The 24,882-nt window shown below is 63.3% G+C and carries 17 protein-coding genes; 14 read left to right on the top strand and 3 right to left on the bottom strand.

The window, feature by feature from the left end; translation table 11 throughout:
• Positions 1-28: 28 nt before the first annotated feature.
• The 4 genes from GE027_RS04205 (at position 29) to GE027_RS04190 (ending at position 4,872) form a co-directional block, all read left to right on the top strand.
• A complete protein-coding gene (locus GE027_RS04205; RefSeq protein WP_153555927.1) occupies positions 29-1,282 on the top strand; it encodes a TIGR03000 domain-containing protein in 1,254 nt (417 codons plus the stop codon).
• A gap of 201 nt (positions 1,283-1,483) precedes the next feature.
• On the top strand, positions 1,484-2,365 hold the full coding sequence (locus GE027_RS23015) for a hypothetical protein (protein ID WP_153555926.1): 882 nt from the start codon (positions 1,484-1,486) through the stop codon (positions 2,363-2,365).
• Positions 2,362-3,348 (top strand): HTTM domain-containing protein, encoded by a 987-nt coding sequence (locus tag GE027_RS04195; RefSeq protein WP_153555925.1) that lies wholly within the window; start codon positions 2,362-2,364, stop codon positions 3,346-3,348. Before GE027_RS23015 ends, GE027_RS04195 begins: the two co-directional genes overlap by 4 nt.
• A 246-nt stretch (positions 3,349-3,594) precedes the next feature.
• Entirely contained in the window at positions 3,595-4,872 is a 1,278-nt protein-coding gene (locus GE027_RS04190; RefSeq protein ID WP_237607253.1) for a porin, read from the top strand.
• Between the two features lie 317 nt (positions 4,873-5,189).
• Here the strand turns inward: GE027_RS04190 and GE027_RS04185 are convergent, their stop codons facing one another.
• Entirely contained in the window at positions 5,190-5,831 is a 642-nt protein-coding gene (locus tag GE027_RS04185) for an EF-hand domain-containing protein (protein ID WP_153555924.1), read from the bottom strand.
• 207 nt (positions 5,832-6,038) lie between these two features.
• Here GE027_RS04185 and GE027_RS04180 point away from each other — a divergent pair, with 207 nt between their 5' ends.
• From GE027_RS04180 to GE027_RS04140, 9 genes are all read left to right on the top strand, one after another.
• Entirely contained in the window at positions 6,039-7,349 is a 1,311-nt protein-coding gene (locus tag GE027_RS04180) for a beta-ketoacyl-[acyl-carrier-protein] synthase family protein (protein WP_153555923.1), read from the top strand.
• A 190-nt stretch (positions 7,350-7,539) separates the two neighbouring features.
• Positions 7,540-9,114: a transcription termination factor NusA gene (gene nusA / locus GE027_RS04175; protein WP_153555922.1), complete on the top strand. Its 1,575-nt coding sequence runs from the start codon at positions 7,540-7,542 to the stop codon at positions 9,112-9,114.
• 181 nt (positions 9,115-9,295) lie between these two features.
• Positions 9,296-12,286: a translation initiation factor IF-2 gene (infB, locus tag GE027_RS04170; RefSeq protein ID WP_153555921.1), complete on the top strand. Its 2,991-nt coding sequence runs from the start codon at positions 9,296-9,298 to the stop codon at positions 12,284-12,286.
• Between the two features lie 91 nt (positions 12,287-12,377).
• Positions 12,378-12,929, top strand: a complete 552-nt coding sequence (rbfA, locus tag GE027_RS04165; RefSeq protein ID WP_153555920.1) for a 30S ribosome-binding factor RbfA — start codon at positions 12,378-12,380, stop codon at positions 12,927-12,929.
• 121 nt (positions 12,930-13,050) lie between these two features.
• Positions 13,051-14,106 (top strand): hypothetical protein, encoded by a 1,056-nt coding sequence (locus GE027_RS04160; RefSeq protein WP_153555919.1) that lies wholly within the window; start codon positions 13,051-13,053, stop codon positions 14,104-14,106.
• 373 nt (positions 14,107-14,479) lie between these two features.
• Entirely contained in the window at positions 14,480-17,125 is a 2,646-nt protein-coding gene (locus tag GE027_RS04155) for a PSD1 and planctomycete cytochrome C domain-containing protein (protein ID WP_237607252.1), read from the top strand.
• 11 nt (positions 17,126-17,136) lie between these two features.
• Complete coding sequence (locus GE027_RS04150; RefSeq protein ID WP_153555918.1) at positions 17,137-18,534, top strand: DUF1501 domain-containing protein; 1,398 nt, start codon at positions 17,137-17,139, stop codon at positions 18,532-18,534.
• A gap of 726 nt (positions 18,535-19,260) precedes the next feature.
• Positions 19,261-20,295, top strand: coding sequence for a hypothetical protein (locus tag GE027_RS04145; protein ID WP_153555917.1), 1,035 nt, complete (start codon positions 19,261-19,263; stop codon positions 20,293-20,295).
• Between the two features lies 1 nt (position 20,296).
• Positions 20,297-21,346, top strand: coding sequence for a hypothetical protein (locus GE027_RS04140; protein WP_153555916.1), 1,050 nt, complete (start codon positions 20,297-20,299; stop codon positions 21,344-21,346).
• 485 nt (positions 21,347-21,831) lie between these two features.
• On the opposite strand, the gene GE027_RS04135 is transcribed toward GE027_RS04140, so the two are convergent.
• A complete protein-coding gene (locus GE027_RS04135) occupies positions 21,832-23,010 on the bottom strand; it encodes an alpha/beta hydrolase (protein WP_153555915.1) in 1,179 nt (392 codons plus the stop codon).
• Between the two features lie 315 nt (positions 23,011-23,325).
• Between GE027_RS04135 and GE027_RS04130 the strand changes: the two genes are divergently transcribed.
• A complete protein-coding gene (locus GE027_RS04130; protein ID WP_153555914.1) occupies positions 23,326-23,715 on the top strand; it encodes a GxxExxY protein in 390 nt (129 codons plus the stop codon).
• 168 nt (positions 23,716-23,883) lie between these two features.
• Here the strand turns inward: GE027_RS04130 and GE027_RS04125 are convergent, their stop codons facing one another.
• The gene (locus GE027_RS04125) at positions 23,884-24,774 is read right to left on the bottom strand and encodes an alpha/beta hydrolase (RefSeq protein WP_153555913.1); all 891 of its coding nucleotides are present in this window, start codon (positions 24,772-24,774) and stop codon (positions 23,884-23,886) included.
• Between the last annotated feature and the right edge of the window lie 108 nt (positions 24,775-24,882).

Below are 24,882 nucleotides of genomic sequence, written 5' to 3'. Positions count from 1 at the left end.
TGTGTTGGCTTACTGAAGGAAGCATCTCATGAAAAAGCTACGGTTCTTGGCACCAGCAGCGACGTTGCTGGCCGTGTTTGCGTGTTCGCCGGTCGAAGCCGGCTGGGGCTCACGGGGGTATCATTCGGGCGGTTCCAGTGGATACGCCTCCTACGGCTATGCCAGTGGCGGCAGCAGTGGCGGCAGCTACGGAAGCTACGGCAGTAGCGGCGGCTACAGCAGCTACCGCAGTCACGGCAGTTACGGAAGTCATGGCAGCAGCGGCGGCGGCCTGTTGTCGCGGCTGCACGCCAAGATTCACCGTCACATCGCCGCCAAACGGGCTCGCCACGCCAGCCACGGCAGCAGCGGCTACGTCAGCTATCGCAGCCACGGCAGCAGCGGCTACTCCTCCTACGGCAGCAGCTACGGCAGTCGTGGGTACGCCGGTTACGGCAGCAGCAGCCACGGCAGCAGCGGTTACGCCAGCTACCGTTCGTATCGTCACTACAGCTACGCCAGCGGCGGATCCAGCGGTGGGCATTCCTCCGGATCGACCTACTCCTACGCCGCTCCGTTGGTCTATCAGTCGCACAGTGTCGCCCCGGTCGTCAGCGGTGGCTATGACAGCGGCACGATCCTCGACCAGCCGTACAGCGAAGGCGTGATCCTCGATGGCGGCCAAGTCGCTCCCCAGGCTGATCCCGCTCCCCAGGATGCTCCGGCTCCGGCCGACGCCACCGCTCCCGAAGCCGCCGCTCCGGCCGAAGCTCGACTGCAAGCCGACGCGGCGTTGATCACCGTGGCCGTTCCCGCGACCGCTCGCGTGACCGTCAACGGACACCCGACGACCAGCGAAGGGCCGATTCGTCAGTTCATGTCGCGTGGACTGAAAGCCGGTTACACGTACGCTTATGAAATCGTCGTCGAAGACGAATCGGGCGGTCAAACCAGCCGCGAAACCAAGACGCTGCGTGTTCGCGCCGGCGACAAGGAACGCCTCGTCTTCGCCGCTCCGCAAGCGGAGTCGGTGGAAACGGCGTTGACCGTGCACGTGCCCGATGACGCCAAAGTCACTCTGGCTGGTAACGCGACCGCAGCCGAAGGCCAGACCCGGGTCTTCCGCACCAGTCAACTGCGCGAAGGCGAAGTCTGGGACGGTTATGAAATCGCGGTGACCGTGGTCCGTGAAGGACGCGAAGTCACCAAGAAGAAGACCTTGCGATTGGTCGCTGGCAGCGAGCAGGAGCTGGCGTTTGATTTCGCCGGCGAAGCCGCTTCGGCCAAGCTTGCCGCTCGCTAAGCTCTCCCGCCCGCTATTCGGTTTTCAGTTTTCGGGCGGCCCCCTCCCGCGGGATAGCCGTCTGGAACACCGATCGGAACACGACGCCGCCCCGGCCCTTTCAGGTCGGGGCGGCGTTTTTGTTTGCTCCTCTCGCAGCGCCGCGGCCGCGTGCTATGCTTGCCTACCGCTTCGACATCTTTCCTCTGCGGTCACCCCGCTATGCCATCCCCACCATCGCATCCAGCCCAGCCCCCGCGGCGCCGTTCGGCAGCTCAGCCGGCAGCACCGAGCGGCAGTCCAGCGGTCGACTCGGACCCGAACCCCCAGCCGGCCTTGCCCGCGGTTCGCTGGCGGTGGTTGTTGTCGGGCTTGATCCTGTGGCAGTTGTGGGCCGTGCTGGGGGAGCCGGTGGAGTTCATGACGCGGGTGCCGATGAGCACGTCGGGGTCGCCCTTTGGCGAAGCCTTTAATCGTCCGGTCAGCCCTTACAGCGAATTAACTTACCTCAATCACGGCTATGCCTTCTTCGCGCCCGATCCCGGACCCAGTCATTTGATCGAAGTTCGCATCGCAGGCGAGGGGGACGCCCCGCCGCAGCTGGAAACGTTTCCCGACCTCCAGCGGCAGTGGCCACGGCTGTTGTACCACCGCCATTTCATGCTGACCGAGTTTCTGCACAACGTGCACACCGCGCCGCTGCCGGCCGAATTGGCCGAGGTCGATGACGCCGAAGCCCGCGCTTGGCGGGCCTCGCGGCGGCAGTACGAAGCCATCCGAGATTCCTTTCGGCGGCATATCGCGGCCCGCCGAAACGTCGATGTCCAGCGGGTGACCATCGCCCGCATCGAACACCGCGCCCCGTTCGTTCCGGAGTACTTGCTGGACCGTGTTCGGCTGCATGATCCGCGCCTGTATCGTGAGTTGCCCGACGATCTGGGACCGATGCCCAGCCCAGCGCCCGGTCCCGGCCCAGCACCCGGTCCCGGCCCAGCATTCGGTCCCGGCCCAGCATTCGGTGCTCCACCGTCGCCCGAGGTCGTGCCGGCCGGTCCCATGCCGGGCCTGGGGGGGCGACCTGCCGACCGGGAGCCCGCGCGATGAGTCGTTCACAGGTGGTGGTGGAAGCGAGTGTGAACTGGTTGCGGCAGTGGACCGGAGCGTGGAACGCGTTTTGGTTTCTGCCCCGCTTGCCGCATACCCTGGCGATCATGCGGATCGCCGTGGGCGCGATGTTGCTGTACACGCACGTCGTCCTGGCGACCGACCTGATGTCCTTTGTCGGGCCCGACGCTTGGATGGACCCGGAGACGATTGGCGAGCTGCATCGGGGCGGGATCGTACCGCAGAACGCCGACTGGGGACGATCCTATCTGTGGCACATCGATAGCCCCGGGTTGCTGTGGGCTCATCACGCTTTGACGATGCTGGTTTCGGCGATGGTCATGGTTGGGTTTGCCACGCGGCTGAGCACGCCCCTGGCCTGGGGGCTGCAGTTGATGTACATGCACCGATTGACCGGGGCCCTGTTCGGGTTGGACCAGATCGTCACGATGTTGTTGATGTATCTGATGCTGTCGCGGTGCGGTTCGGTGTTTGCGGTCGATGCTTGGCTGCGCCGGCGCCGTCCCGACTGGGCGGCCACGAACTGGGGGCGGCGCCTGTTGCCATCGGCCCAGCCGGCCACCGCGAACATGATTGCGACCCGGTTGATTCAGCTGCACCTGTGTACGATCTACCTCTTCGGCGGGCTCTGGAAGGCTCGCGGCGAAAGCTGGTGGGACGGCAGTGCCCTGTGGTTCTCGGCGGCGAACCTCGAGTACCAGTCGGTGGACGTCACCTGGTTCGTCGCTCGCTATCCGTTTCTGTGCAGTGCGCTCTCGCACGTGACCGTGTTCTGGGAGACGTTTTACTGCGCGTTGGTTTGGCCTCGTTTGACTCGCCCCTTGATCTTGTTGATGGCGGTCATGGTCCACGGCGGCATCGCCCTGTTTCTGGGCATGATCACCTTTGGCACGATCATGATCGTCGCCAATCTGGTCTTCCTTTCCCCGTGCTTTGTCCGGCGTTTGGTGGGACGGGAATAGCGTCTTGTGGTGGGGTGGTTTCCGGCCCTGTAACTTGGGCGTGGGGGCTTAGTGGTGGGGCTTCCGCCCTTGGTGCTGGTCTTCATCCGGATAATCGCTACCGCCCCAACGAGCGACCCGCCGCGTGGGTTTTCATCCTACAAAACCTCGGCCTGTTGCCATCGAGAAGTCGATAGCTGGGGGTACTGGCGGAGCACAAGAACACTTCGTTTGTGCGCCAACTTTTGGATTGGGGAGAATCCTAGGATGAAGATTAGCAAACTAGCTCTGTTGGCGGCTGCAGCGTGCATGATGCACGTCGGCGGTGCGACAGCAGCAGATAACCATACAAACGACCGTTCGATCGCGCAGGTGGGCTTCTTCGAGTCCCATGGCTGCGACGACGGAGCCTGCGACAGCGGCTGTGACAGCCATGGCGGTTACAGCCTGGGCGACCTGGGCTTGGGCGATTACCTCAGCTGTGGCGACTGCTGCATCGGGGATCCCTATGAGGTGTTCGGCGACTACTACGGCTGGCACGTCGGGGGCTGGGGCCAACTGGGGTACCACTCCAGCGATTCGCCTCGTCGCTTCAACGACGACGCCGATGGCGTGCGTCTGCAGCAGGCTTGGCTGTACGCCGAGCGTGCGGTCGACGGCAGCTGTGGGTTGGACATCGGCGGCCGTATCGATCTGATGTACGGTATCGATGGGCCGGACACTCAAGCCTTTGGACCCAACGATGACAGCTGGGACCAGGACTGGGACAACGGTGGTTCCTACGGCTGGGCACTGCCTCAGTTGTATGCCGAAGTGGCCTACGGCGACCTGTCGGTCAAAGCCGGTCACTTCTACACGATCATCGGGTACGAAAGCGTGATGGCTCCGCAGAACTTCTTCTACAGCCACACCTACACGATGGTCAACAACGAGCCGTTCACCCACACCGGGATTCTGGCCACCTACCAAGCCACCGAAGACATCGCCGTTTACGGCGGTTACACTCTGGGTTGGGACAGCGGCTTCGAAGACAACGGCGACACCTTCCTGGGCGGTTTCTCGCTGGGATTGACCGAGGACGTCACGTTCACCTACGGCACGACGATCGGTCGCTTCAACACCAACTTCAACAACACGGGCGTGACCGAGCAGGGCTACATGCACAGCATGATCCTGGACGTCGCGCTGACGAACAACCTGCAGTGGGTTTCGCAGTTCGATTGGTTGGACACCGAGCGAGCCACCGACGGGGCTCGGCTTCGCGAAGGCGGGGCGTTCGTCAACTACCTGTTCTACGCCCTCAACGACTGCACCAGCCTGGGTGTGCGTCACGAGTACTTCCAGCGTGACCCATCGTTGGCAACGGCCACCGGTGACGTGGATGTCAACGACCTGACCTTCGGCGTCAACCACCGCATGAACTCGAACCTGATCGTTCGTCCGGAATTGCGTTGGGACTGGGACGACGCGGGAGCTTATGGCGTGAACGAAAACAATCGCGCTTCGCAGACGACCTTCGGCGTCGACGCGATCCTGACCTTCTAGGTCCGGCGTCCGGCCGTAACGTGCACGGCACGATTTGAGAAAAGCCGGACGGCTGGTCGCTCGCTGACGAGCGACCAGCCGTTTTTCGTTGCGGCATAGGTCAGTAGATACGGCGGCCGGTGGGGCGCGGGAACCGTGAGCTGGCGCCCAATGCCATCTACTTTCACCATCGCTTGCGATTGAAGCGTTAGCGGAGCGGCGCAAGCCGCCCGGTGTGTGAAGGTTCGCACCGCAAAACCGGACGGCTCGCGCCGTTCCGCTACAAAGGAAGTGGCATCGGGCTGGCGCCCTGCGGCTGATGGGGAACGGGAACCGTGTCATTCCGCGGGCGGACGGCGCGGGGTGTCGCCCCCGGCGCGGGGGCGGTCGCCATCGCGGGGGCCGCGTCCATCGCGGGGCCGATCGCGCAGCCGCGACAGGGCCGCTTCGGCTTCTTGCTTGTCCACCACGCCGTCGGCGTTGCGGTCGATCCGTTCGATGTTCTCCTGCATCCGCGCGGGCAGCTCGTCACCGCTCAGCTTGCCGTCTCGGTTTTCATCCCGGCTTTCGAACAGGCGATTCACCATGGCGGCGGCGTCCATCCCTTCGCGGGGACCGCGATCGCCGCGAGGACCACGGTCGCCGCGGGGGCCACGGTCGCCACGCATCTGCCGCATGGCCTGGAGGGCGGCGACCAGTTCCTGGGCGTCCAGTTTCTGGTCGTCGTCTTTGTCGAAGCGTTCGATCAGCTGTTTGGCCATGGCTTCGGGCCTGATCTCCGGGCCGCCGCCCCGCCGCCGGTCTCTTTCGCCCCGCTCGGGTCGCTCGCGATCGGCTCGGTCGGCGTCGCGTTGGCCGCGGGCCGGGCGGTCTCCGCGAGGGCGATCGCGTTCGGGGGGCTGCGCCTGCACACTCGTCACGGTCACGGCCAGCAACAGGGCCAAACTGGTGACAGGGCTCTTCAAGATTCTCAACGACATCGCACGCGACTCCGAAAAAGAAAAGGGACAGGGTGGACGTAGGTCCGGCAGATTAGTAAACCTCCGTAAAGCCTGAGGGTTCCGCGGAAAAGAGGCTTCCCGCCGCGCACGCGCCCCGGTGCCGTTTGTGCCGGCCTCGTCGTCCACGGGCGATCCGGATTAGAATGACCCCCTTCCTCCGCAAATCAGACGAATCAGAAAGCAGAAATGGTTTCACAAACGAACGCCTTGCCTCGCATCGTGATCACCGGTCTGGGGGTGATCAGTCCGCTGGGAAATGAGTCCCAGGCGTTGTTTGACGCCCTGCAGGCCGGTCGCAGTGCGGTCGGGCCGCTGACCCGCGTGCCGACCGCTCCGCTGCCGCTGAGCCACGGTGCCGAAGCCAGAGAGTTCACCGGGGCGATCGGCGACTACGGTCCGATGGAAAAGCCGCTGCAGCGAACGATCCGCAAGGGCAGCAAGGTGATGTGCCGCGAGATCGAGATGGGCGTCGCGGCGGCCCAGTTGGCGTTGGTCGACGCCCAGTTGCCGGCCGACAAGCGAGATCCGCATCGCACGGGCGTGATCTACGGCTGCGATTACATCATGACGCTGCCCGAGGAGTTCGCCGCCGGGGTCCAGAAATGCTTGGACGAGGACGGCCAGTTTCAGTTCGAGAAGTGGGGCGAACAGGGCAAACCGCAAGTCAATCCGCTGTGGCTGCTGAAGTACTTGCCCAATATGCCGGCCAGCCACATCGCGATCTACAACGACCTGCAGGGACCCAATAATTCCGTTACCGTGCGCGAAGCCAGTGCGGCCGCGGCGATGGCCGAAGCCTATCTGACGCTGCAGCGCGGCCACAGCGACGTGATCCTGGTCGGTTCCACCGGCTCGCGGATCCATCCCTTCCGCACCATGCACGCCTGCATGCAGGAGGATCTGGCCAGCGACCGCGAGGATCCGACCCAGATGAGCCGGCCGTTTGATGCCGATCGCGACGGCGGTGTCCTGGGCGAGGGCGCCGGGGCGATGATTCTGGAAACCCTGTCGCATGCGGAGGCTCGTGGAGCCAACATTCTCGGCGAAGTGGTCGGCTATGGCAGCAGCGCCGTGGCCGCTCGGGTCACCGATCAATTCCAACGCAACGCCTTGGCCAACGTGATGCGTTCGGCACTGGGCCAGGCCTCTGCCGTGGGGCACATCCACGCCCATGGCTTGGGCACGGTCGAGGGCGACATTCAGGAAGCCGCCGCGATTCGCGACGTCTTCGGCCAAAGCATCCCTCCGGTGGTGGCCGCCAAGAGCCACTTCGGCAATCTGGGGGCCGGCGGTGGGATGGTCGAAGCGATCGCCAGTCTGATGGCTCTGCAGCAGGGGCGTCTGTTCCCCACGCTGAACTACCGCACGCCGGATCCCCGCTGTGACCTGCCGGTCACCGTCGACGACCAGGCCCCCGCCGGCGACAGCTTTCTGAGTATGAACGTCACGCCACAAGGTCAGGCCGCCGCGATCCGGATCGCCAAGTTCGTTCCCTAGGGTGTGGCAAACCACCGCCGAGACCGGGCTCGCCCTCCGGTTGGTGGGGTGGTTTTCGCCTAGCCGTTATTGGTTGACAGCCTCTGGACAGATCGTTAATCTCATTCATTCAACGAGATCCTGCGACGCGCCCGGGTCGATTTTCAACCCGGGCCGTTTTTTTTATCTACGGAAAACCGTACAAGTCTGCATGAATCCCCAAGATATCCTTCGCTACGTCGACTCGCTTCATCGCGAAAAGAACATCGATAAGGAAATCGTGTTCTCTGCGATCGAGTCTGCTCTGCAAACTGCCGCCAAGCGGCAGTACGGAGAAGACGCAGATATCGTTGTGCGATTGGACCGTCAAAGTGGCCGTGCGCAAGCCGTGCTCGATGGCGAACCGTTGGGCGAAGATCAGATCGGTCGCATTGGCGCCCAGACCGCCAAGCAAGTCATCATTCAAAAGGTCAAGGAAGCCGAGCGGGATTCCTTGATGTTGGAATACCGCGAACTGATCGGTCAGATCGTCAGCGGCGTGATCGGCCGGGCCGATGGCGGCGTGGCGACGGTCAACCTCGGAAATGTCGAAGCGATCCTGCCACGGAGCGAGCAGATTCCGGGCGAATCCCTGCACGCCAACGAGCGGGTGCGGGCGGTCGTGTTCGAGGTTCGGGCGACCGGCAACCGGATCCGCGTGGTGCTCAGCCGAACCCGGCCCCAATTGGTGCAGCGTCTGTTTGAACAGGAGATTCCCGAGCTGGGCGACGGTACGATCGAAATTAAATCGGTCAGCCGCGAGCCCGGTTATCGCAGCAAGGTTGCCGTGGCCAGCATGGACAACCAGGTCGATCCGATCGCCGTTTGTGTGGGGTTTCGGGGTAGCCGGATCAAGGCGGTTCGCGAAGAATTGGCTGGTGAGCACATCGATGTGATTCGCTACAGCGAAGATCCTTTGGTGCTGGTTCCCAATGCCCTCCAGCCCGCCACGGTCGAACAGGTCTTGCTGTGCGACATGATTGGCCGAGCGATTGTGCTGGTTCAAGAAGATCAGTTGTCGTTGGCCATCGGTCGACGCGGTCAAAATGTCCGGCTGGCCAGCAAGTTGTGCGGCTGGGACATCGAGATCATGACCGGCAACGAGCTGGAAGAGCAGATCAGCCGGGCTGTTTCTGGATTCAGCGAGCTGGAAGGGGTCACCGAGGAATTGGCCGGAGCGTTGGTCGAGCAGGGGTATCTGTCCTATGATGACCTGTCGGTGATCGAGCCGGATGCTCTGGTGGAGATGAGCGGCTTGAGCGAAGAGCAGGTCGATCGCATCGTCGAACAAGCCGAACAGCGTGCCGAAGAGGCCGAGGTGGCGGCGGCCGAAGAGCGACGACAACGCCGCGACCGCGAGAAACAGCAGCGAGAAGCCGAGGCGGCCGGTGAGCAACCCGCCGGCGAAGCACAGCCCGCCAGCGAAGAGCAACCTGCCAGCGAAGAGCAACCCGCCGGCGAAGAACAACCTGCCAGCGAAGAACAACCTGCCAGCGAAGGGCAGCCCGCCGGCGAAGCACAGCCCGCCGGCGAAGAGCAAGCCGCCGGCGACTCGCAGGCGGGTCAAGAGGCAGCAGCCAGTGAAGAACGCCCCGCAGGGGGTGATGAAGCCGCCGCGGCGGACTCGGCACAGCCGGCGTCCCCGGACGCCTCATCCCAATCCGACCCGCAGTCTGCCCAGGACGGTTCGACCGTCGGCGGCGATGACTCGGGCGAAGCGGCTCGAACCAGTCAGCAAAGTAGTTGATGCTTCACCACGTCCCGGGCGGAATCTTCCCCTCGGGTCAGGATGGTCGCTTGGCGCCTTGTGAGAGGCCCGGCGAACGGAGGAAATGATGTAATTTTAGCGACATAATTTGCCAGCAACGCTCGCCTCGATTCGGGGAGCAACGACTGGCCTGAAAACAGATTCACAGGATCCTTGCCCCGTGCCCGTACGCATTTACGCGCTCGCAAAAGAATTAAAGTTAGACAGTAAAGAACTGGTCGAGATCTGCAAAAAAGCCGGAGTCAGCGGTAAAGGCTCGGCATTGGCCAGTTTGGACGACGACGAAGTTCAACGCGTCAAAAAGTATCTTGACGGCAGCGCTACCAAGAAAGCTGCGCCGCGTCCGTCCGCTCAAGCCACTCCGGCGGCCCCGATCAAACCGGTCCGCGAAGCCGATCCGGTGGAAGCCCGCGGCACGGCCAATCGCGTTATCGGCCGTCGTTCTGCGAGCAAGCCGCCACTGAGCACGTCGGCACCCGCGGAGACGTCCGGCAAGGACGAGGGCAAATCGCCCGACACCGCTGCGGCGCCCGGCACCGCTGCGGCGCCCCAGGCTTCGCAAGAGGCCGAGACTCCGGCGCAAGCTCCGGCGGCCAGCGAGCCGACCAAGACGGCGCCCACCGCTGGCAAACCATCTCAGCCGGCGGCCGAGAAGCCGGCGGCCGAGGACCGTTCCCGATCCGGCGGCAAGCCATCGGGTGGCAAGCCCTCCGGCGATCAAGGGGCCGGCGACAAAGCGTCGCCCACCCCCAGGCGTCCCGAAGCCGCGCCCGGTCCGCTTTCGCCGATGCGGCGGGACCCGATGGGCCCGGGCGGTGGCGGCGGTAAGATCCGCGTAATCGGTCGCGGGGCCCGCCCGGATCGCGGCGACAAGTCCGAATCCAAGGGCAACCGTCCGCCCAAGCGGCGCGAGCCATCGGTCAAGATCAACCTTGCCGCTCTGCCCGAAGCCAAGCAGCCGGTCGCCAAGAAAGGCCCCAGCGAACCGCCGGCCCAGCAGCCCGAGGTGCGTTTCACCAAGGATGCGATCGCCGGCCACAAACAGGGCGATGCCGCCGGGATCGACAAGACGGTCTCCGATGAAAAGACCAAGAAGACCAAGATCGGCACGGGTGGTCTGAGCGAGTTTGCCGAGAAAGCCAAGGGACGCGGTGGACGCGGCGGCGACGCCGACGACGCAGCGGAGAAACGCCGCAATGCCGGTATGGCGGGTGCTCGTCCGGATCGCAACAAAAGCCGACGCTCGGGCAACCGGCGAAATATCACACTCGACGGCGGAGGCGATTTCGGTCGCCGCCGCGGCTACGGCCGCCACAGCGGTCCGCGGCGACGCAAGGGCGTCAATACGGCCGCCCCGCGTAAGGATGCCGTGACGGTCGAGCTGCCCTGTACGATTCGCGAGTTCTGTACCGCTGCCGGCGTGCCGGTGGCCAACGTGCTGCGGTTCCTGATGGGCATGGGCACGATGGCCAACATCAATGCCACGATCGATCACGAGACGGCCGAATTGATCGCCGCCGATTTGGATCTGAATATCCAGCTGAAAGAGCACGAGACGCTGGAAGACGAACTGATCACGACGATCGAAGAGCAGGAAGACGATCAGGAGAACCTGGTGCCCCGTGCTCCGGTGGTCACCTTCCTGGGACACGTCGACCACGGCAAGACCAGCCTGCTCGATCGCTTGATCGGCATCGATGTGGTCAGTGGCGAAGCCGGCGGGATCACCCAGCACATTCGGGCCTATACGGTCGAGAAGGATGGCCGGCCGGTGACCTTCGTCGACACCCCGGGCCACGAAGCCTTTACCGAGATGCGAGCCCGCGGTGCCAACGTCACCGACATCGCCGTGTTGGTGGTGGCCGCCGATGACGGCATCATGCCGCAGACCGAAGAAGCCATCAGCCACGCCAAGGCGGCCGGTGTGCCGATCGTCGTCGCGCTGAACAAGTCGGACCTGGAAGGCGTCGACCCGATGCGGGCGATGACCCAGTTGACCGAACACCAACTGACGCCCAGCGAATGGGGTGGGGATACCGAAGTCGTCAAGACCAGTGCGATTACCGGCATGGGCATGGACGAGCTTTTGGAAACCCTGCTGACGGTCGCGGAACTGCACGAGTACCAGGCCAACCCGGACCGACAGGCTCTCGGTGTGTGTCTCGAGGCCGAACAGCAAGGCGACCGCGGTGTGGTCGCCAAGTTGGTCGTCCAGAACGGTACCCTGCGAGTCGGCGATGTGGTCGTCTGTGGTGCGGCCCACGGCCGGGTCCGAGCGATGACCAACACGTTGACCAACAAACCGCTCGAGGAAGCCGGCCCCAGTACGCCGGTCAACATCATGGGCTTGGACGAGCCGCCGGGCGCGGGCGATCGCTTCCACGTCCTGGACGATATCACGCAGGCCCGCGAGATCGCTCAGTCGCGTGAACACGGCCACCGCACCGAGAACCTTTCGGGCGTGACCACCAAGGTGTCCTTCGAACACTTCCAGCAACTGCTCGAAGAGGGACGTCTGGGCGAACAGCAGGAGAAGACCAAACTGAACGTGATCATCCGCTCGGATGTTCGCGGGTCGCTGGAAGCCATCGACAAAGAACTGAGCAAGCTGGACAACCCCGAGGTCGAAGTCCGCGTCCTGCAGCGGAGCGTCGGCGGCGTCAGCCTGGCCGACGTCACCTTGGCCTCGGCCTCCGACGCGGTGATCCTGGCCTTCAACGTGATTCCCGACGATGCGGCTCGAGCCCTGGCCGACGAACGCGGCGTGGAGATCCGTCGCTACGACGTGATCTACAAGCTGGCCGACGAAATCAAGGCGATGATCGAAGGCCGACTGCGACCCGAGGAACGCATCGTCGAATTGGGCCGAGCTCTGGTCAAACAGACCTTCCAGATCAGCCGCGTGGGAACGATCGCCGGGTGCTATGTCGCTCAGGGCTCGATCCAGCGTGGTTGCCGTATCCGCGTTAATCGCGATGGCCGGACCATCGGCGATTATCCCTTGGAAGCCCTGCGGCGGATCAAGGAAGATGTCAAGGAAGTGCCTCGCGGCATGGAGTGTGGCATCAAGCTGTCCGGCTTTAACGACATCAAACAGGATGACGTGCTGGAAGCCTACAAGATCGAAGAAGTCGCTCGGACGCTGGATTGATCGCCCGGCCGCTGTTTTTTCTCTCCGCGCCGCGTCGCCCTCGGCGCGGCCCTGGTTTGTCTGTCCTGCTTCACCTGGATCCTTTTTATCCGTGACTAGTCGTCGAATCCTCAAAGCCGCCGAAGCGATCCGCGAAGTGGTGGCGACCGCCATCCTGACGGACCTGCGAGATCCGCGCATCCAGGACGTCACCGTCGTGGGCGTCAAGCTGAGTGCGGACATGCGCGACGCCAAAGTCGGTATCAGCGTGATGGGAGACGAGGCGCAGGAACGGTTGACCCTGCGGGGCTTGCAAAACGCCGCTGGCTTCCTGCAGGCCAAGATCGCCGAACGCATCGACAGCCGCTACATCCCCAAGCTGCGCTTCGAAATCGATAAGGGGACCCGCAGCGCTCTGGAAGTCGGGCAATTGCTCGATCGCTTGCGCCGCGAACGCGAAGCCGAGCAAGCCGCCAAAGCCGCGGCTCGCCAAGCCGGGCTGACCGATCCGGGCGACGAGCAGGATGCTCCGGGCGACGAGCAGGATGAACCGGCCGCCGAGCAGGATGAACCGGCCGCCGGGCAGGATGATGCGGCCGCCGGGCGGGGTAATTCAGACGCCGGGCAGGATGAAGCGGCCGACGACCGGCGCGATCTTCGGTAATCTCGCTGGCCGCTCCCTGGCAAAGCCCGGGCGGGCGATTAACCTACGGCTCGACCCGCTCTCTTAAAGCTCACCGAAAAAATATTCTCACAACCTCTATAGACGATACGGATACCGCGCGATGACCGCCAGCAATCGAGCCGCTCGGATCACCAAGCTGCAGACCGCTCTGAAGAAGCACTACAAGCCGGTGCCCAGCCCCAGTCGGCCGATCATGGAGCACCTGTTGTACGCGTGTCTTCTGGAAGGGGCTCCCAGCGAATTGGCCGACGAAGGCTTGGCCAAGCTCGAGCAGCAGTACTTTGATTGGAACGAGGTCCGGGTCACGACCACGGCCGAGATCACCGACGTGTTGTCCAGCCTGCCCAGTCCGGTATCGGCGGCGACCCGCTTGAAACGCGTTCTGCAGTCGGCCTTCGAAGCGTTCTACTCCTTCGATCTGGAGGAGATGAAAAAACAGAATCTGGGACAGGCCGTCGAGCAGTTCGAGAATCTGCCCGGGATCACGCCCTTTGTCCTGGCCTATGTGACCCAGCACGGCTTGGGCGGCCATTCCATCCCGGTCGACAACGGCGGTCTGCGGATCATGTTCGCCGCCGGGATTATCAACGAAGCGGAGTTGATGCAGCAGAAGGTGCCGGGGCTGGAACGAGCGATTCCCAAGAGCAAGGGGATGGAGTTCGGTTCGCTGTTGCAGCAGGCCAGTGCGGCGCTGCGAAAGAACGCCAGCGACAAGACGGTGGTGGCGGTCGTCACGGCCGTCGATCGCAACGCCCCGCAGTTGTTGGCTGCGGTGACCGCCGCCGGCGGCAAACCCGCCGCCAGGAAAGCCGCCAAGAGCAAGTCGGATGACGCTCCGGCGGGGGGCGAGAAAGCCGACAGCGGCAAACCGGCGAAGAGCAAAGCCGGCAGCGGCAAAGCCGACGGCAAGCAGTCGTCCAAATCGGCTGCGTCGAAAGGTGCGGCGAAGTCCGCGACGCCGGCCAAGAAGGCGGCTTCCGGTAAAGAAGCTCCACTAAAGAAGGCGGCCAAGAAAGCCGCCAAGAAAGCTGCGGCGAAAAAGGCGGCCCCCAAAAAGTCCGCCACGGCGTCCAGCAAGAAAGCCACTCCCAAGAAGGCTTCGACCAAAACCGCCAAGACGCCCACCAAGAAGCTCAGCAAACGCAAGCCACGGTGAGTTGGTTGTTGGTTGTTGGTTGTTGGTTGTTGGTTGTTGGTCGATGGTCGATCGAGACGTAGCGGAAGTCGCCAGACTTTGGAGAGAGTCGCCTTTCGCTCCGCCGAAAGTAGCCGCCCCTCCCCGTAGCCGAAGTTGCCAGACTTAGAAGGAGAACGCGGCGAGATCTGAAATCTCAAATCTGAAATCTCAAATTTGAAATCTCCGATCTGTTTCCCCCGCCCATAGGGCCCTCCCCGTCGCGGAAGTCGGCAGTGGGGTTGCTTTTTCGCGAAACCTTGGCCCATCGGCTAGGTTGAAAGGGTATAACGCGTCGCCCTCGCATCGATTCCGCTGCAGGCTGGCGAGCCTTTTCCTGCGGGGATCTTCTCCCATGACGATGCGCCTCTCGCTTGCTACGGCAGCACTGTTCGTCGCCGGTTCGGTTCTGGCAGACTCACCCGACCCGGACGCGGTCGCTTTCTTCGAGACCAAAATCCGGCCGGTCCTGGTCAACGAGTGTTATAGCTGTCATTCCAACGAGACGGGCAACGCTCGCGGTGGACTGCGGCTGGACACTCGCCAGTTGACGCGGATCGGCGGCAGCAGCGGTCCGGCCGTAGTCCCGGGCCAGCCCGAAGAAAGCTTGCTGTACACCGCGATCACGCATCAAGACTTTGTGATGCCTCCCAAACGCAAGCTTGCACCGGAGGTGATCGCGGACTTCCGGCGGTGGATTGAAACCGGAGCCGTCGATCCTCGAGAAACCGAAGTCATTGAGATCAAAGCCACGATCGGTCCGGAAGATATCCGCACCGCACGCGAAACCTTTTGGGCTTACCAGCCGCCTGCGGCGCCGAAGTTGCCCGAGGTTCGCAGCCCCGCCTGGCCCACCACCGAGATCGACCGCTTTGTGCTCGCCCGGCTGGAATCGGCCGGGATGCAGCCGTCCGCCGATGCGGCGGCGGCCCCGCTGCTGCGGCGCTTGTTTTTCGATCTGGTCGGGCTGCCTCCCACACCTCGGCAGCTCACCGCCTTTGAGAGCCAGTACCGGAGCGATCCCCAGCAGGCGGTCGAGGACGTCGTCGCGTATCTGCTGCGGCAGCCGCAGTACGGCGAGCGCTGGGGTCGCCACTGGTTGGATGTGGTCCGCTATGCCGAATCGACGGGCCGCGAAGTCAATATGACCTACCCGCACGCCTGGCGCTACCGCGACTATGTGATTGATTCTTTCAATGCCGACAAACCGTTCGATCGCTTCGTCCAGGAACAGATCGCCGGAGACCTCTTGCCCGCCGCCGACGACGCGCAGTGGGCCGAACAATTGATCGGTACAACGTTCCTGGCCCTGGGCCCCAAGAACGTCAACGAACAGAACCGCGTGCAGTTCGCCGCAGACCTGGTCGACGAACAGATCGATACGACTACGCGGGTGTTCCTGGGCACCTCGGTCGCGTGTGCCCGTTGCCACGACCACAAGTTTGATGCGATCCCCCAGGCCGATTACTACGCGATGGCGGGCATCTTCGGCAGCATGAACACGTACTTCGGCAACCCGCCGTCGAGCTACGGTAGTTTTCGCGGCGCACAGACTCGACGTAACAGCAGTTTGTTGTTGTTGCCGGTCGAAGACGAGCGTCCGGTAGGCCAACGGTACACGGCCGCCGAGATCCGCGCGATGCGGCAGCAGATGGAAGAGCTGCAGGAAGAAGCGGCGGCAGCTCGTCGCAATCGGGCGGCCGGCGATAACCAATCGATCAGGAACTTCCTTCGGCTGCAAAACCAGTTGGCTCAGTTGTCGGCAAAGCTGGCTGTGGTGGACGAACAGGGACGACCGCGGAGCTACTGCATGGGAGTGCAGGAAGCGGACCAGGTCGAGGACGCTCGAGTGCTGATCCGCGGCGAAATCGATCAGCCCGGACAACGCGTCGCTCGCGGTGTTCCCCAGGTCCTGGCCACTCGGCCGCTGGAGATCGACGAAGACTCCAGCGGACGGCTGGAGCTGGCTCGTTGGATCGGCAGCGATCGCAACCCGTTGACCGCTCGCGTGATGGTCAATCGCATCTGGCAGTCGATGATGGGTCGAGCTCTGGTGACGACGACCGACAATTTCGGAGCCAGCGGAGCGGAGCCGACGCATCCGGAATTGCTCGACTATCTGGCCGATCGCTTTGTTCAGTCGGGCTGGAGTGTCAAGCAGATCGTGGCCGATATCGCCAGCTCGCGAATCTATCGCGCTTCGACCGAGTTCGATCCGGACAACCACCGGCAGGACCCGGACAACGAACTGCTGTGGCGGGCTCATCCGCGGCGTCTGGGTGCGGAATCGATTCGCGACGCGATGCTGCAGGTCAGCGGCGAACTGGACCTCCGCCGGCCCGCCGCGTCGGTGGTTGCCCAGGCGGGGTATGTACGGGTTCGTGACGGCGTCTTGGGCGACCCCCGTGAACAGCTCCGCGAGCAGGCCGAACAGATTCGGGCCCAGGCGATGGCCGAAGCCCGCAGCCGCCTTGCACGACAGACGCCCGCCGCACGTTTTCGCTCGCGTGGGTCAACCGATATGCGATCGCTGCGGCAAGAGATACAGCGTGAGGTCGCCCAGCGGCTACAGCGTCTGGCCCAGAGCACACGCGACTCGCTGCAGATGACCGACGCCAAGTACCGCAGCGTCTACCTACCGATCGTCCGCGACCAGCAGCCGCGTTCGCTGGACGTGTTCGATTTTGCCGATCCCAATGCGGTCGTGGGCACGCGGGAAAGTTCCAGTACGTCGAATCAGGCGCTGTACATGATGAATAATCCATTCGTGATCCAGCAGAGCGAACGGTTTGCAGCGCGTTTGTTGGCCGAAGCCTCGGATCCGGAGCAGCGTGTCGAGTTGGCGTTTCAGTTGGCCTTTGCTCGTTCGCCCAGCGACGGGGAATTGGCCGCAGCGCTGCGTCTGGTGAACGATTTTTCCACCTCCACCGAATCCCCGCGAGCGTGGTCCGTGTTGTGTCAGTCCCTGTTTGCCGCCGCCGAATTCCGTTACTTGGACTAGGAGATCAAAACATGTTTGCAAACCTTTCACGCCGGCAGGCGTTACAGACGGTGTCGGCGGGGTTTGGGTTTCTGGCCTTCAGCGGTTTGACCACCGCGGCGGCTGGCCGAGCCGGTGCGGCGGAGACGTCGAGCGGTTCGCGCAACCCCTTGTCGACTCGTCCTCCGCATTTCCCGGCTCGTGCTAAACACGTTATTTTTCTGTGCATGCAGGGCGGTCCCTCGCACGTGGACACCTTCGACTACAAACCGGAACTGACGCGGGACCACGGCAAACGTGCACGCTATGGCGGCACCCTGCTTGCGTCGCCGTGGGCATTTCGCCAACGTGGTGAAAGCGGTTTGTGGATTTCGGATCTGTTTCCAGAAGTCGCCAAGCACGCCGATCAATTGTGTTTGATCCGGTCCATGCAGTGCGATCAACCGGTGCACCCCGGGGCGATGACGCAGATGCATACCGGCACGGCTCAGTTCATCCGGCCGTCGCTGGGAGCCTGGACGCTGTACGGCTTGGGAACCGAGAACGACTCGCTGCCCGGCTTCGTTTCGCTTAGTCCGCCGGCGGGCAGCCAGCGCAATTACGGCAGCGCGTTCCTGCCGGCCATCTACGGCGGAACCAAGGTCGGCCGTGGTGGTCGGGCGGCCCGCTTCGCCGCCGACGCCGGGCCACCCGTTCCCGATATTCAGAATCCACGGCTGAGCAAATCGCAGCAGCGTCGCCAACTGGATTTCATCCAGTCACTGAATCAGGACAAACTGCAGCGGGAATCGGTGCACCCGGGCATCGAAGGCGTGATCGAATCCTACGAACTGGCTTTTCGAATGCAGGATGCAATGCCGGAGTTGATGGACATGTCGGGGGAAAGTCGCGAGACGTTGGCGATGTATGGAGCCGACGGAGGGGCGACCGAAAACTTTGGCAAACAGTGTCTGTTGGCTCGGCGGTTTGTCGAAGCCGGGGTGCGGTTCGTGGAAGTCACCCACGGCAACTGGGACCAGCACGCCAACCTTTCCCGCGATCATCAAGCGCGAGCCGAAGCCTGCGACCGCCCGATCGCGGCCCTCTTGGCGGATCTACAGCAGCGCGATCTGCTGAAGGACACGCTGGTGATCTGGGGCGGCGAGTTCGGTCGAACTCCGGCGGCGCAAAACGGCGACGGACGCAACCACAACAACAAAGGTTACACCACGTGGATGGCCGGCGGCGGCGTCAAAGGCGGGTTCAGCTACGGGGCGACCGACGAGCACGGTTTCGAAGCGGTCGAGGACAAGTGCCATATCCACGACTGGCACGCCACGATCCTGCACCTGTTGGGGCTGGACCACAAACGCTTGACCTACCAGTACGCCGGCCGCGACTTCCGCCTGACCGATGTCTACGGCAACGTCATCGAGCAGATCATGGCGTGATGCACCCCGTAGCTGAACTCGCCAGAGTTTGGTCGTTAGTCGGCGAGTGGCGATTTCGTGCTCGTGCTCGTGCTCGTGCTCGTGCTCGGCGATTTAAGATCTGCGATCTGAGGTTTGCTGACACGGGCGGAATCGATGTACGGGAACGGACGTTCCCGAATCGCGGAGCGATGGCGTGTGGTAGCCCCGGGCGCGAGCCCGGGGTGCCGCCCTACATAGAAACGTTTTCTCCCCTCTCCCCCGAAGCCTGGCGAGCCCAAGCGAGTCAGGCTTCGGGGGAGAGGGGGATTGCAGAGCAGGCCCATGAACCGTCCTGCGTAACGATCAGACAATCGCTAGCCACACGGTTTCGTCGTTTCGCGTACTCTATCTGGACGCGGCGATAGCATCCGGTGCAACGAGTTGGGTCGTTGCGCCGGAGGCCCCTCACCCCCAACCCCTCTCCCCACCGGCCTGGGCAAGCTCCACTTGCCCAAGGCCGGTGGGGAGAGGGGAGCAAACGTCAAGATACCGAGAACCCGTTGTGGCCGGCAAAGTTTCTCCAACCGGTACCACCCGAATCGAGTCCGGAATGGGAGGGTTATGCCCCCCGGACGGTCGACACAAGTGGCATAGGCTTCCAGCCTGTGAATCCGAGACCCGGCTAAACTTTCGCGGAGCGAAAGGCGACGCTGGGTCAATACCACGTGCTTAAGAAAAACACCGCACAAAACAGGGGGGGCAGCGATGCAAGGAAGCGTTCGCCGCAGTTTGATTTCCAGCCGTTTTGCCCTGCACGCGGCGATGATGATCGCTCTGTGTTGCTTGGCCGCCGGGTGTACGCCGCGAGTTGTCGTCCGGGCCAATCCGGATCAGAGCGACACCGGCATCCGGTTCTACCGTCCCAAGCCGTACCTGAAGATTGAACCGGCCGAGGTCGCCGTCGATCGGAACCAGACGACGTTGGTTCCCGGCATGGTGCGGATTTCGTTGGTCTACATGCCGGACTTCAGCGAGGAGTATTCGATCGACGTGCGTACCGGCTGTGGCACGGCCAACGTCGGAATCAAATTGGAAGACGGCTGGAACCTGACCGAGATCAGCCAGGACCTGGACAGTCAAACCGACGAGAACATCGAGGCGGTCGGTGCGTTGGTCAAAGCCGTCGGTGGAGTCGTTCCTACGGCGGCTGGCGACGGCGCCCAAGACGTTTCCTTCACCGTGCCGGCGCGGAACGTACCGATCGGGTTCTACGAATCGGTGGTCGGCCGCGACGCCCGCGGATGCAAACGCTTGTATGGATTCCGGTACGTCGGCTTCCTGCCCTATGCGGGTTGCCCGGTGGACATGGGCGGGCACCAACAAGCCTGTTGCGGCGACGGCCTGCATCCCCTGTACGGATTAATGTTCGAGAACCAAACCATGGTGTTTCAGCCGCTCGATGTGATGGCGACCACGCCGATCGGTGCGGCCACGGACCCGCAAAGCGACATGCCCCAGCAGACGGACGCCCCGCAGCCGCCGGCGATCGTCGGCCCCGCAGACGCTCCGACGGCCAGTGAATCCGAGCTGCTGGCCGTCGAGCTGCGAAGCCACTTGCGGCAGCGATTTGCGGAGGTCCACGAGGTGCAGGTCGCCGGCCGAGCTGGCGTAGTGGAGGTGATGGTGCGGGTCGGGACCGGAGCGGACATCGAAGCGATCGAGATGGCGGCCAGCGTGTGGTTGGACCAACGCTTCGGCGTCGACGCACCCACACAGTTGCGACTTCGGGTGGGACCGTAGCGTGCCGGCCGACCTGTCGCTGGATCGCCTCCGCCGCATGCAGCGAACGCTGTTACGTCGCGTGGCCGGTCGCGATCCTCGCAACATCGTCGCCGTCGGCTTTGCGCCCAGTGCTCGGCAGCCGGCAGACCACGTCGGCGATGATGCCCTCGCCGTTCCGGTCGTCGCCCAGTTCGACGTGCGGAAGAAACGCCAGGCGGTCCCGGAGGCGAAACGCATTCGCCCTGAAGAAACCCTGCGGTTGCTGGATCGCGACCGCGGCGGTTACGACGATATCCGCTTGGGTACCCGCGTGCGGCAGGCCGGCGGCGCGGAGCCGACCGGGGTTGTGATCACTGCGTCCGATCGCCGAGCCACCGCGGCGGTGGTGGTGCGGTGGAGCCGCCGCAGACCGGTTCCGCCCGTTCCCAAAACGTCCGCTCTGGGCGCCGACGATTGGCGGTGGGGCGTGCTGACCGTGTCCCACTTGTTCGCTCACGCCGATACGTCCGGCCGAGCCCGGGTGACGCGCAAAGCCGTCTGCGGTTCGGGGCCGCGCGACCTGGGCGGACGCGTCGTGGCGGCTGGCCGGGTGCCCGGCGGCCCCGACGTCGCGTTGGTCGAAACCGGACTGGACCGTTTATGGCTCAGCGGTTTTCTGCCGCGCATCGACGTCGATGCTCTCGATCCCGCTGCCGCGGGCGATCTGCTGCGCTGGACCCAGGAAGGCACAACGGGACGCCTATTCGCCACCGCAGCGGCATCCTGGCGATGGGAAGCGTATTATCCGGTGCTGGACCTGAAGGGGCTGGGCCAACTGCAGCATGTGATCCGATATCGCTGGCGAGGCAGGGCGGCAGAGGCGAACAAGCCGAACACCCCCAACAAACCGTTCGGGCCGGGCACCAGCGGCGGCGTGTTGGTCGCCGGCGGAATCCCGATCGGTTTGCACATCGCCGCCGAATCGCCAGCGTATCAAGTCGGTTACGCCCAGACCTTCCTCGCCTCGCTGCCCTGGTTAAAGCGACGACTCAAAGCCACCGCATTCCAGATGGTCCAAGTAGTGGCATAGGCTTCCAGCCTGTGGACGGTCTCGTCCCCGAATCGCGAAGCGATGACAGGTGGTAAACCGGGCGTGACCATCTGCCGTCGCTTCGCGACTCCGCAACGGCTTGGGTGGGGCGGGCGACCTGGGACTTACGTCCCCAGGCTATCGACTATCGTTGCTTCGCAACTGGCGGCTTCGCCGCTGGGAATCGCGGGGCGCTGTGCGGCGGGCAACGCCGGTTCCGAATCGCGAAGCGATGGCAGTGGATAGCCTCGGATGCAATCCGAGGTTGGCATCGAAAAAACGCGTTGCCGGAATCGCGAAGCGATGACAGGTGGTAAACCGGGCGTGACCATCTGCCGTCGCTTCGCGACTCCGCAACGGCTTGGGTGGAGGGCGACCTGGGACTTACGTCCCCAGGCTATCGACTATCGTTGCTTCGCAACTGGCGGCTTCGCCGCTTAGAATTGCGGAGCGATGGGCAACTGGTGGCCGGCCGCCAACAACTATTAACCCCGGTCCAGCACCTGGTCGAACAGCTCGTACGCCCGCTGTCGCTGCTCAGGAGGGAAATCGTGGTCGCAGTCGGGATGGGCGATGCGCAGGGCCTCGCCGGCACCGTAGAGCTCGAAGATCGGCCGCGCCGCGCGAGCGATTTTGTCGACGCTTTCCGGACGGAAGTTGCTGTCGTGCAGCGGCGCGACGATCAACGTCGCACGCGGTGCCAACGCCGCAATCATCTCATGGAAATCGAACGGGATTTCGGACAAGCGATCCTGGTACTGGGCCAGTCGCGGCATGTAACGTTGTGACGTCCAGCCTCGGCCGCCTTCCCAATTGGCGCGGTCGCCGCCATAGTAGTCGCGGTAGGAGTCCAGTCCGCAACTGGAAACGATCACACGAATGCGGGGGTCGAAGACGGCGGTGTAGACGGCATTGTGTCCGCCCAGCGAATGCCCGATCGCACCGATTGCCTGATCATCGATGTAGGGCAGGGACTGCAACAGGTCGACGCCCCGCATATTGTCCCAAATCGCTTTCAGCGTACCGCTCTCCCAGCCCAGTTGTTCCAGGTCCGGCTGGTAATCGGCCAACAGGGGATACGCCGGCGCAAGCGTCACGTAACCTCGCTCGGCCAGTTCGGCCGCGTATTGACGATTGGCACGTCCGCCGAGGCCCACGACCACTTTGTTGCCGTTGACGTTATCGGTCGGATGCAGACAAAGGACGGCCGGCAGCGGCGTGTCAGCTTCATTCGGTGCCACCGAATCGGCAGCTTGTTTGGGGACGCATAGATAAGCCGGAGTCCAGCAGCGGGGCTCGGAGAGATAACGGATATGTTTGCGGACATAGATTCCGCAATCGGTCTCCGACAGGACCTCCCAGCGCGGCGCTGCGGCGGCCGGTTTCGGCGGCAACTCGCCCATGATCGACTGCATCCGTTTGACCAGTTCCGCACGGTTCGCTTCCCACCGCTCGGCGGTCGACGCCGAACGCAGCAGCGGATGAGCTTCGTCGCGGGGCTCGTCCACGTTCGCCGCGGCGGAAGCCGGCGTCGCCGCGGGAGCTTGGCCGACGACAGGTTGGCCCGCGACGCCCTGCAGAACCAGTGCAATGATGCCCAGCGCGTGGACGAACCAGCACCTGTGTTTAGATTGAAAGCGAGCCAACTTGTTTGCGATGCACATGGGTACTCCACGAAGGGTGCTTCTGCTGCCTCAACAGCCTATTGAGACCAGCGGCAAAAGGAAATCAGAAATGCATTTCAGACCGATTTTAGCTGCCTGTAAGAACGTCGTGCAGTTGGTTCCTCCGATCGGGCTTCGTTACCGAATCCACCTGGATGTCAGACGATGCTGAGGCGATCGAGCTCGAGAACGTCTTCGCTTTGGAAGCTCCCGTCGATCCTCGTTCTGCCATGATCCGTCGACTATGGAACGTAGAAAGTGGTAACTTCGGTATATGTCACTTGATCGACCCACGATTCATACATCGGATATGCAATGGCGGATTTAATCTATAAAGACGAGTGCTACAGAATTATTGGCGCCTGTTTCGAGGTCTACAATGACAAAGGGTGCGGCTTTCACGAACCGGTCTATCAGGAGTGTATGGAAATCGAGTTAGGATACCAGGGATTCGCCTTTGTTCCCCAGCAGACGCTGCAATTGTATTATTGCGGAAAAAGGCTGCGGCAGAAGTTTGTCCCGGACTTAATTTGCTTTGGAAAGATCATCGTTGAGCTGAAGGCCGTCAGCCAGTTGAATGACGAGCACCGAGCGCAAGTGCTCAACTACCTAAATGCAACCGGGTTTGAATTAGGTGTTCTGGTCAACTTCGGTAGCCACCCAAAACTGGAATGGGAGCGGCTAGCAAACACGGCGAAACGATAGTGATGAACACTTACGGCGGGATTGCTTGCGAATGAGAGAGAGGCAGGCATTCGCGCTCATTGGGGTGATTAGCGGGCGCGTTTTAGACGGGCTGGGCGGTTTTGGCCTTGGGCTTATTTGTGCTGATTGCTTGTTCGGTTCACCGGCGTAGAAAACTTCCGCTACGATTCAACGTTTTACCCAGCCGGCTTCGGCTAGGAAGTTGAGGGTGGCTTTCAGGGTGGACTGGTAATCCTTGCCGTCGGATTTTTTACGGAATGCCGGGCTGTTGAAGAAGCCGTGTTTGCGGCCTTCGTAGGCGTCCACTTCGCAGCGGTTGCCGGCGGCCTGCATCGCTTTCTGAAACGCCTCGACGCCCGCAAACGGAGTGGTCGTGTCGGCGGTGCCGTGGCAGATCAGCGTCGGCGGCAAGCCGGGACGGACGTGGTGCAGCGGCGAGAGCTGCCGCCAGTCGTCGCCCAGGCGGTTCGCGCCATAGCCTTTGGGCGAGGTGTCGATGACGGGGTTGTACAGCAGCAACAGGTTCGGGCGCGTGGTTTCGTCGTCGGCCGGTAGGACGCCGGTACAAGCCGCCACGTGGCCTCCAGCGGAACCGCCGCCGGCAGCGATCCGCGCTGGATCGATGCCCCACGCTTCGGCGTGCTCTCGCAAAAACGCGACGGCTCGGCGTCCGTCGGCGACACAGTCCTGGGGCTCTGTCCCGTGTCGGCTCCGCACCCGGTACTCGGCCGCAGCGGCCACCATCCCGTGCTCCGCTAGCGCCTGGCACTGGGCGTAAAACTGTTCGGGTGTGCCGCCGTTCCAGCCGCCGCCGAAGAAGAACACCGCCGCCGGCCTGCGGTCTGCGGCTTTCCAGTCCTCCGGCAGGAAGACGTGCAGGTGCAATTTCACCGGCTTGCCCTCGCTGTCTTCGGCCGTCGCGTAACGAACCTTGCGATCGGGTTCGAGCTCGGCGGCCGCGGCCGAGCAGGCCGCAAAACCGGCCGCGAGCAGCAGCGGCACCAGGCTGAAGTAAATGCGTTTGGCGGAAGGACGGTGGATCGAGGAGCGGGCGGACATGGGGGAGACGACGCCTGTGAGGAGGAAGGGGGGGGATGAAGATCCGTTCCATCATAAACGCTGCGCTGCGCCACGGGTGGGAATCGCAGAATGTCGTGAAGTCGCCAG

Origin of the sequence: Roseimaritima sediminicola (assembly GCF_009618275.1) — a bacterium.
GTDB classification, from domain to species: Bacteria; Planctomycetota; Planctomycetia; order Pirellulales; family Pirellulaceae; genus Roseimaritima; species Roseimaritima sediminicola.
The sequence above is the reverse complement of the archived record's forward strand: the minus strand, read 5'-3'. Positions and strand labels throughout refer to the sequence as shown.

Excerpts from the sequence above, each read along its gene's own strand:
- GE027_RS04180 (WP_153555923.1), top strand. The coding sequence starts at position 6,039 with ATGGTTTCACAAACGAACGCCTTGCCTCGCATCGTGATCACCGGTCTG.
- GE027_RS04205 (WP_153555927.1), top strand. The coding sequence starts at position 29 with ATGAAAAAGCTACGGTTCTTGGCACCAGCAGCGACGTTGCTGGCCGTG.
- GE027_RS04160 (WP_153555919.1), top strand. The coding sequence starts at position 13,051 with ATGACCGCCAGCAATCGAGCCGCTCGGATCACCAAGCTGCAGACCGCT.
- GE027_RS04190 (WP_237607253.1), top strand. The coding sequence starts at position 3,595 with ATGAAGATTAGCAAACTAGCTCTGTTGGCGGCTGCAGCGTGCATGATG.
- GE027_RS04195 (WP_153555925.1), top strand. The coding sequence starts at position 2,362 with ATGAGTCGTTCACAGGTGGTGGTGGAAGCGAGTGTGAACTGGTTGCGG.
- nusA (WP_153555922.1), top strand. The coding sequence starts at position 7,540 with ATGAATCCCCAAGATATCCTTCGCTACGTCGACTCGCTTCATCGCGAA.
- GE027_RS04185 (WP_153555924.1), bottom strand. The coding sequence starts at position 5,831 with ATGTCGTTGAGAATCTTGAAGAGCCCTGTCACCAGTTTGGCCCTGTTG.
- GE027_RS04125 (WP_153555913.1), bottom strand. The coding sequence starts at position 24,774 with ATGTCCGCCCGCTCCTCGATCCACCGTCCTTCCGCCAAACGCATTTAC.
- GE027_RS04135 (WP_153555915.1), bottom strand. The coding sequence starts at position 23,010 with ATGTGCATCGCAAACAAGTTGGCTCGCTTTCAATCTAAACACAGGTGC.
- GE027_RS04130 (WP_153555914.1), top strand. The coding sequence starts at position 23,326 with ATGGCGGATTTAATCTATAAAGACGAGTGCTACAGAATTATTGGCGCC.
- GE027_RS04145 (WP_153555917.1), top strand. The coding sequence starts at position 19,261 with ATGCAAGGAAGCGTTCGCCGCAGTTTGATTTCCAGCCGTTTTGCCCTG.
- GE027_RS23015 (WP_153555926.1), top strand. The coding sequence starts at position 1,484 with ATGCCATCCCCACCATCGCATCCAGCCCAGCCCCCGCGGCGCCGTTCG.
- GE027_RS04155 (WP_237607252.1), top strand. The coding sequence starts at position 14,480 with ATGACGATGCGCCTCTCGCTTGCTACGGCAGCACTGTTCGTCGCCGGT.
- GE027_RS04150 (WP_153555918.1), top strand. The coding sequence starts at position 17,137 with ATGTTTGCAAACCTTTCACGCCGGCAGGCGTTACAGACGGTGTCGGCG.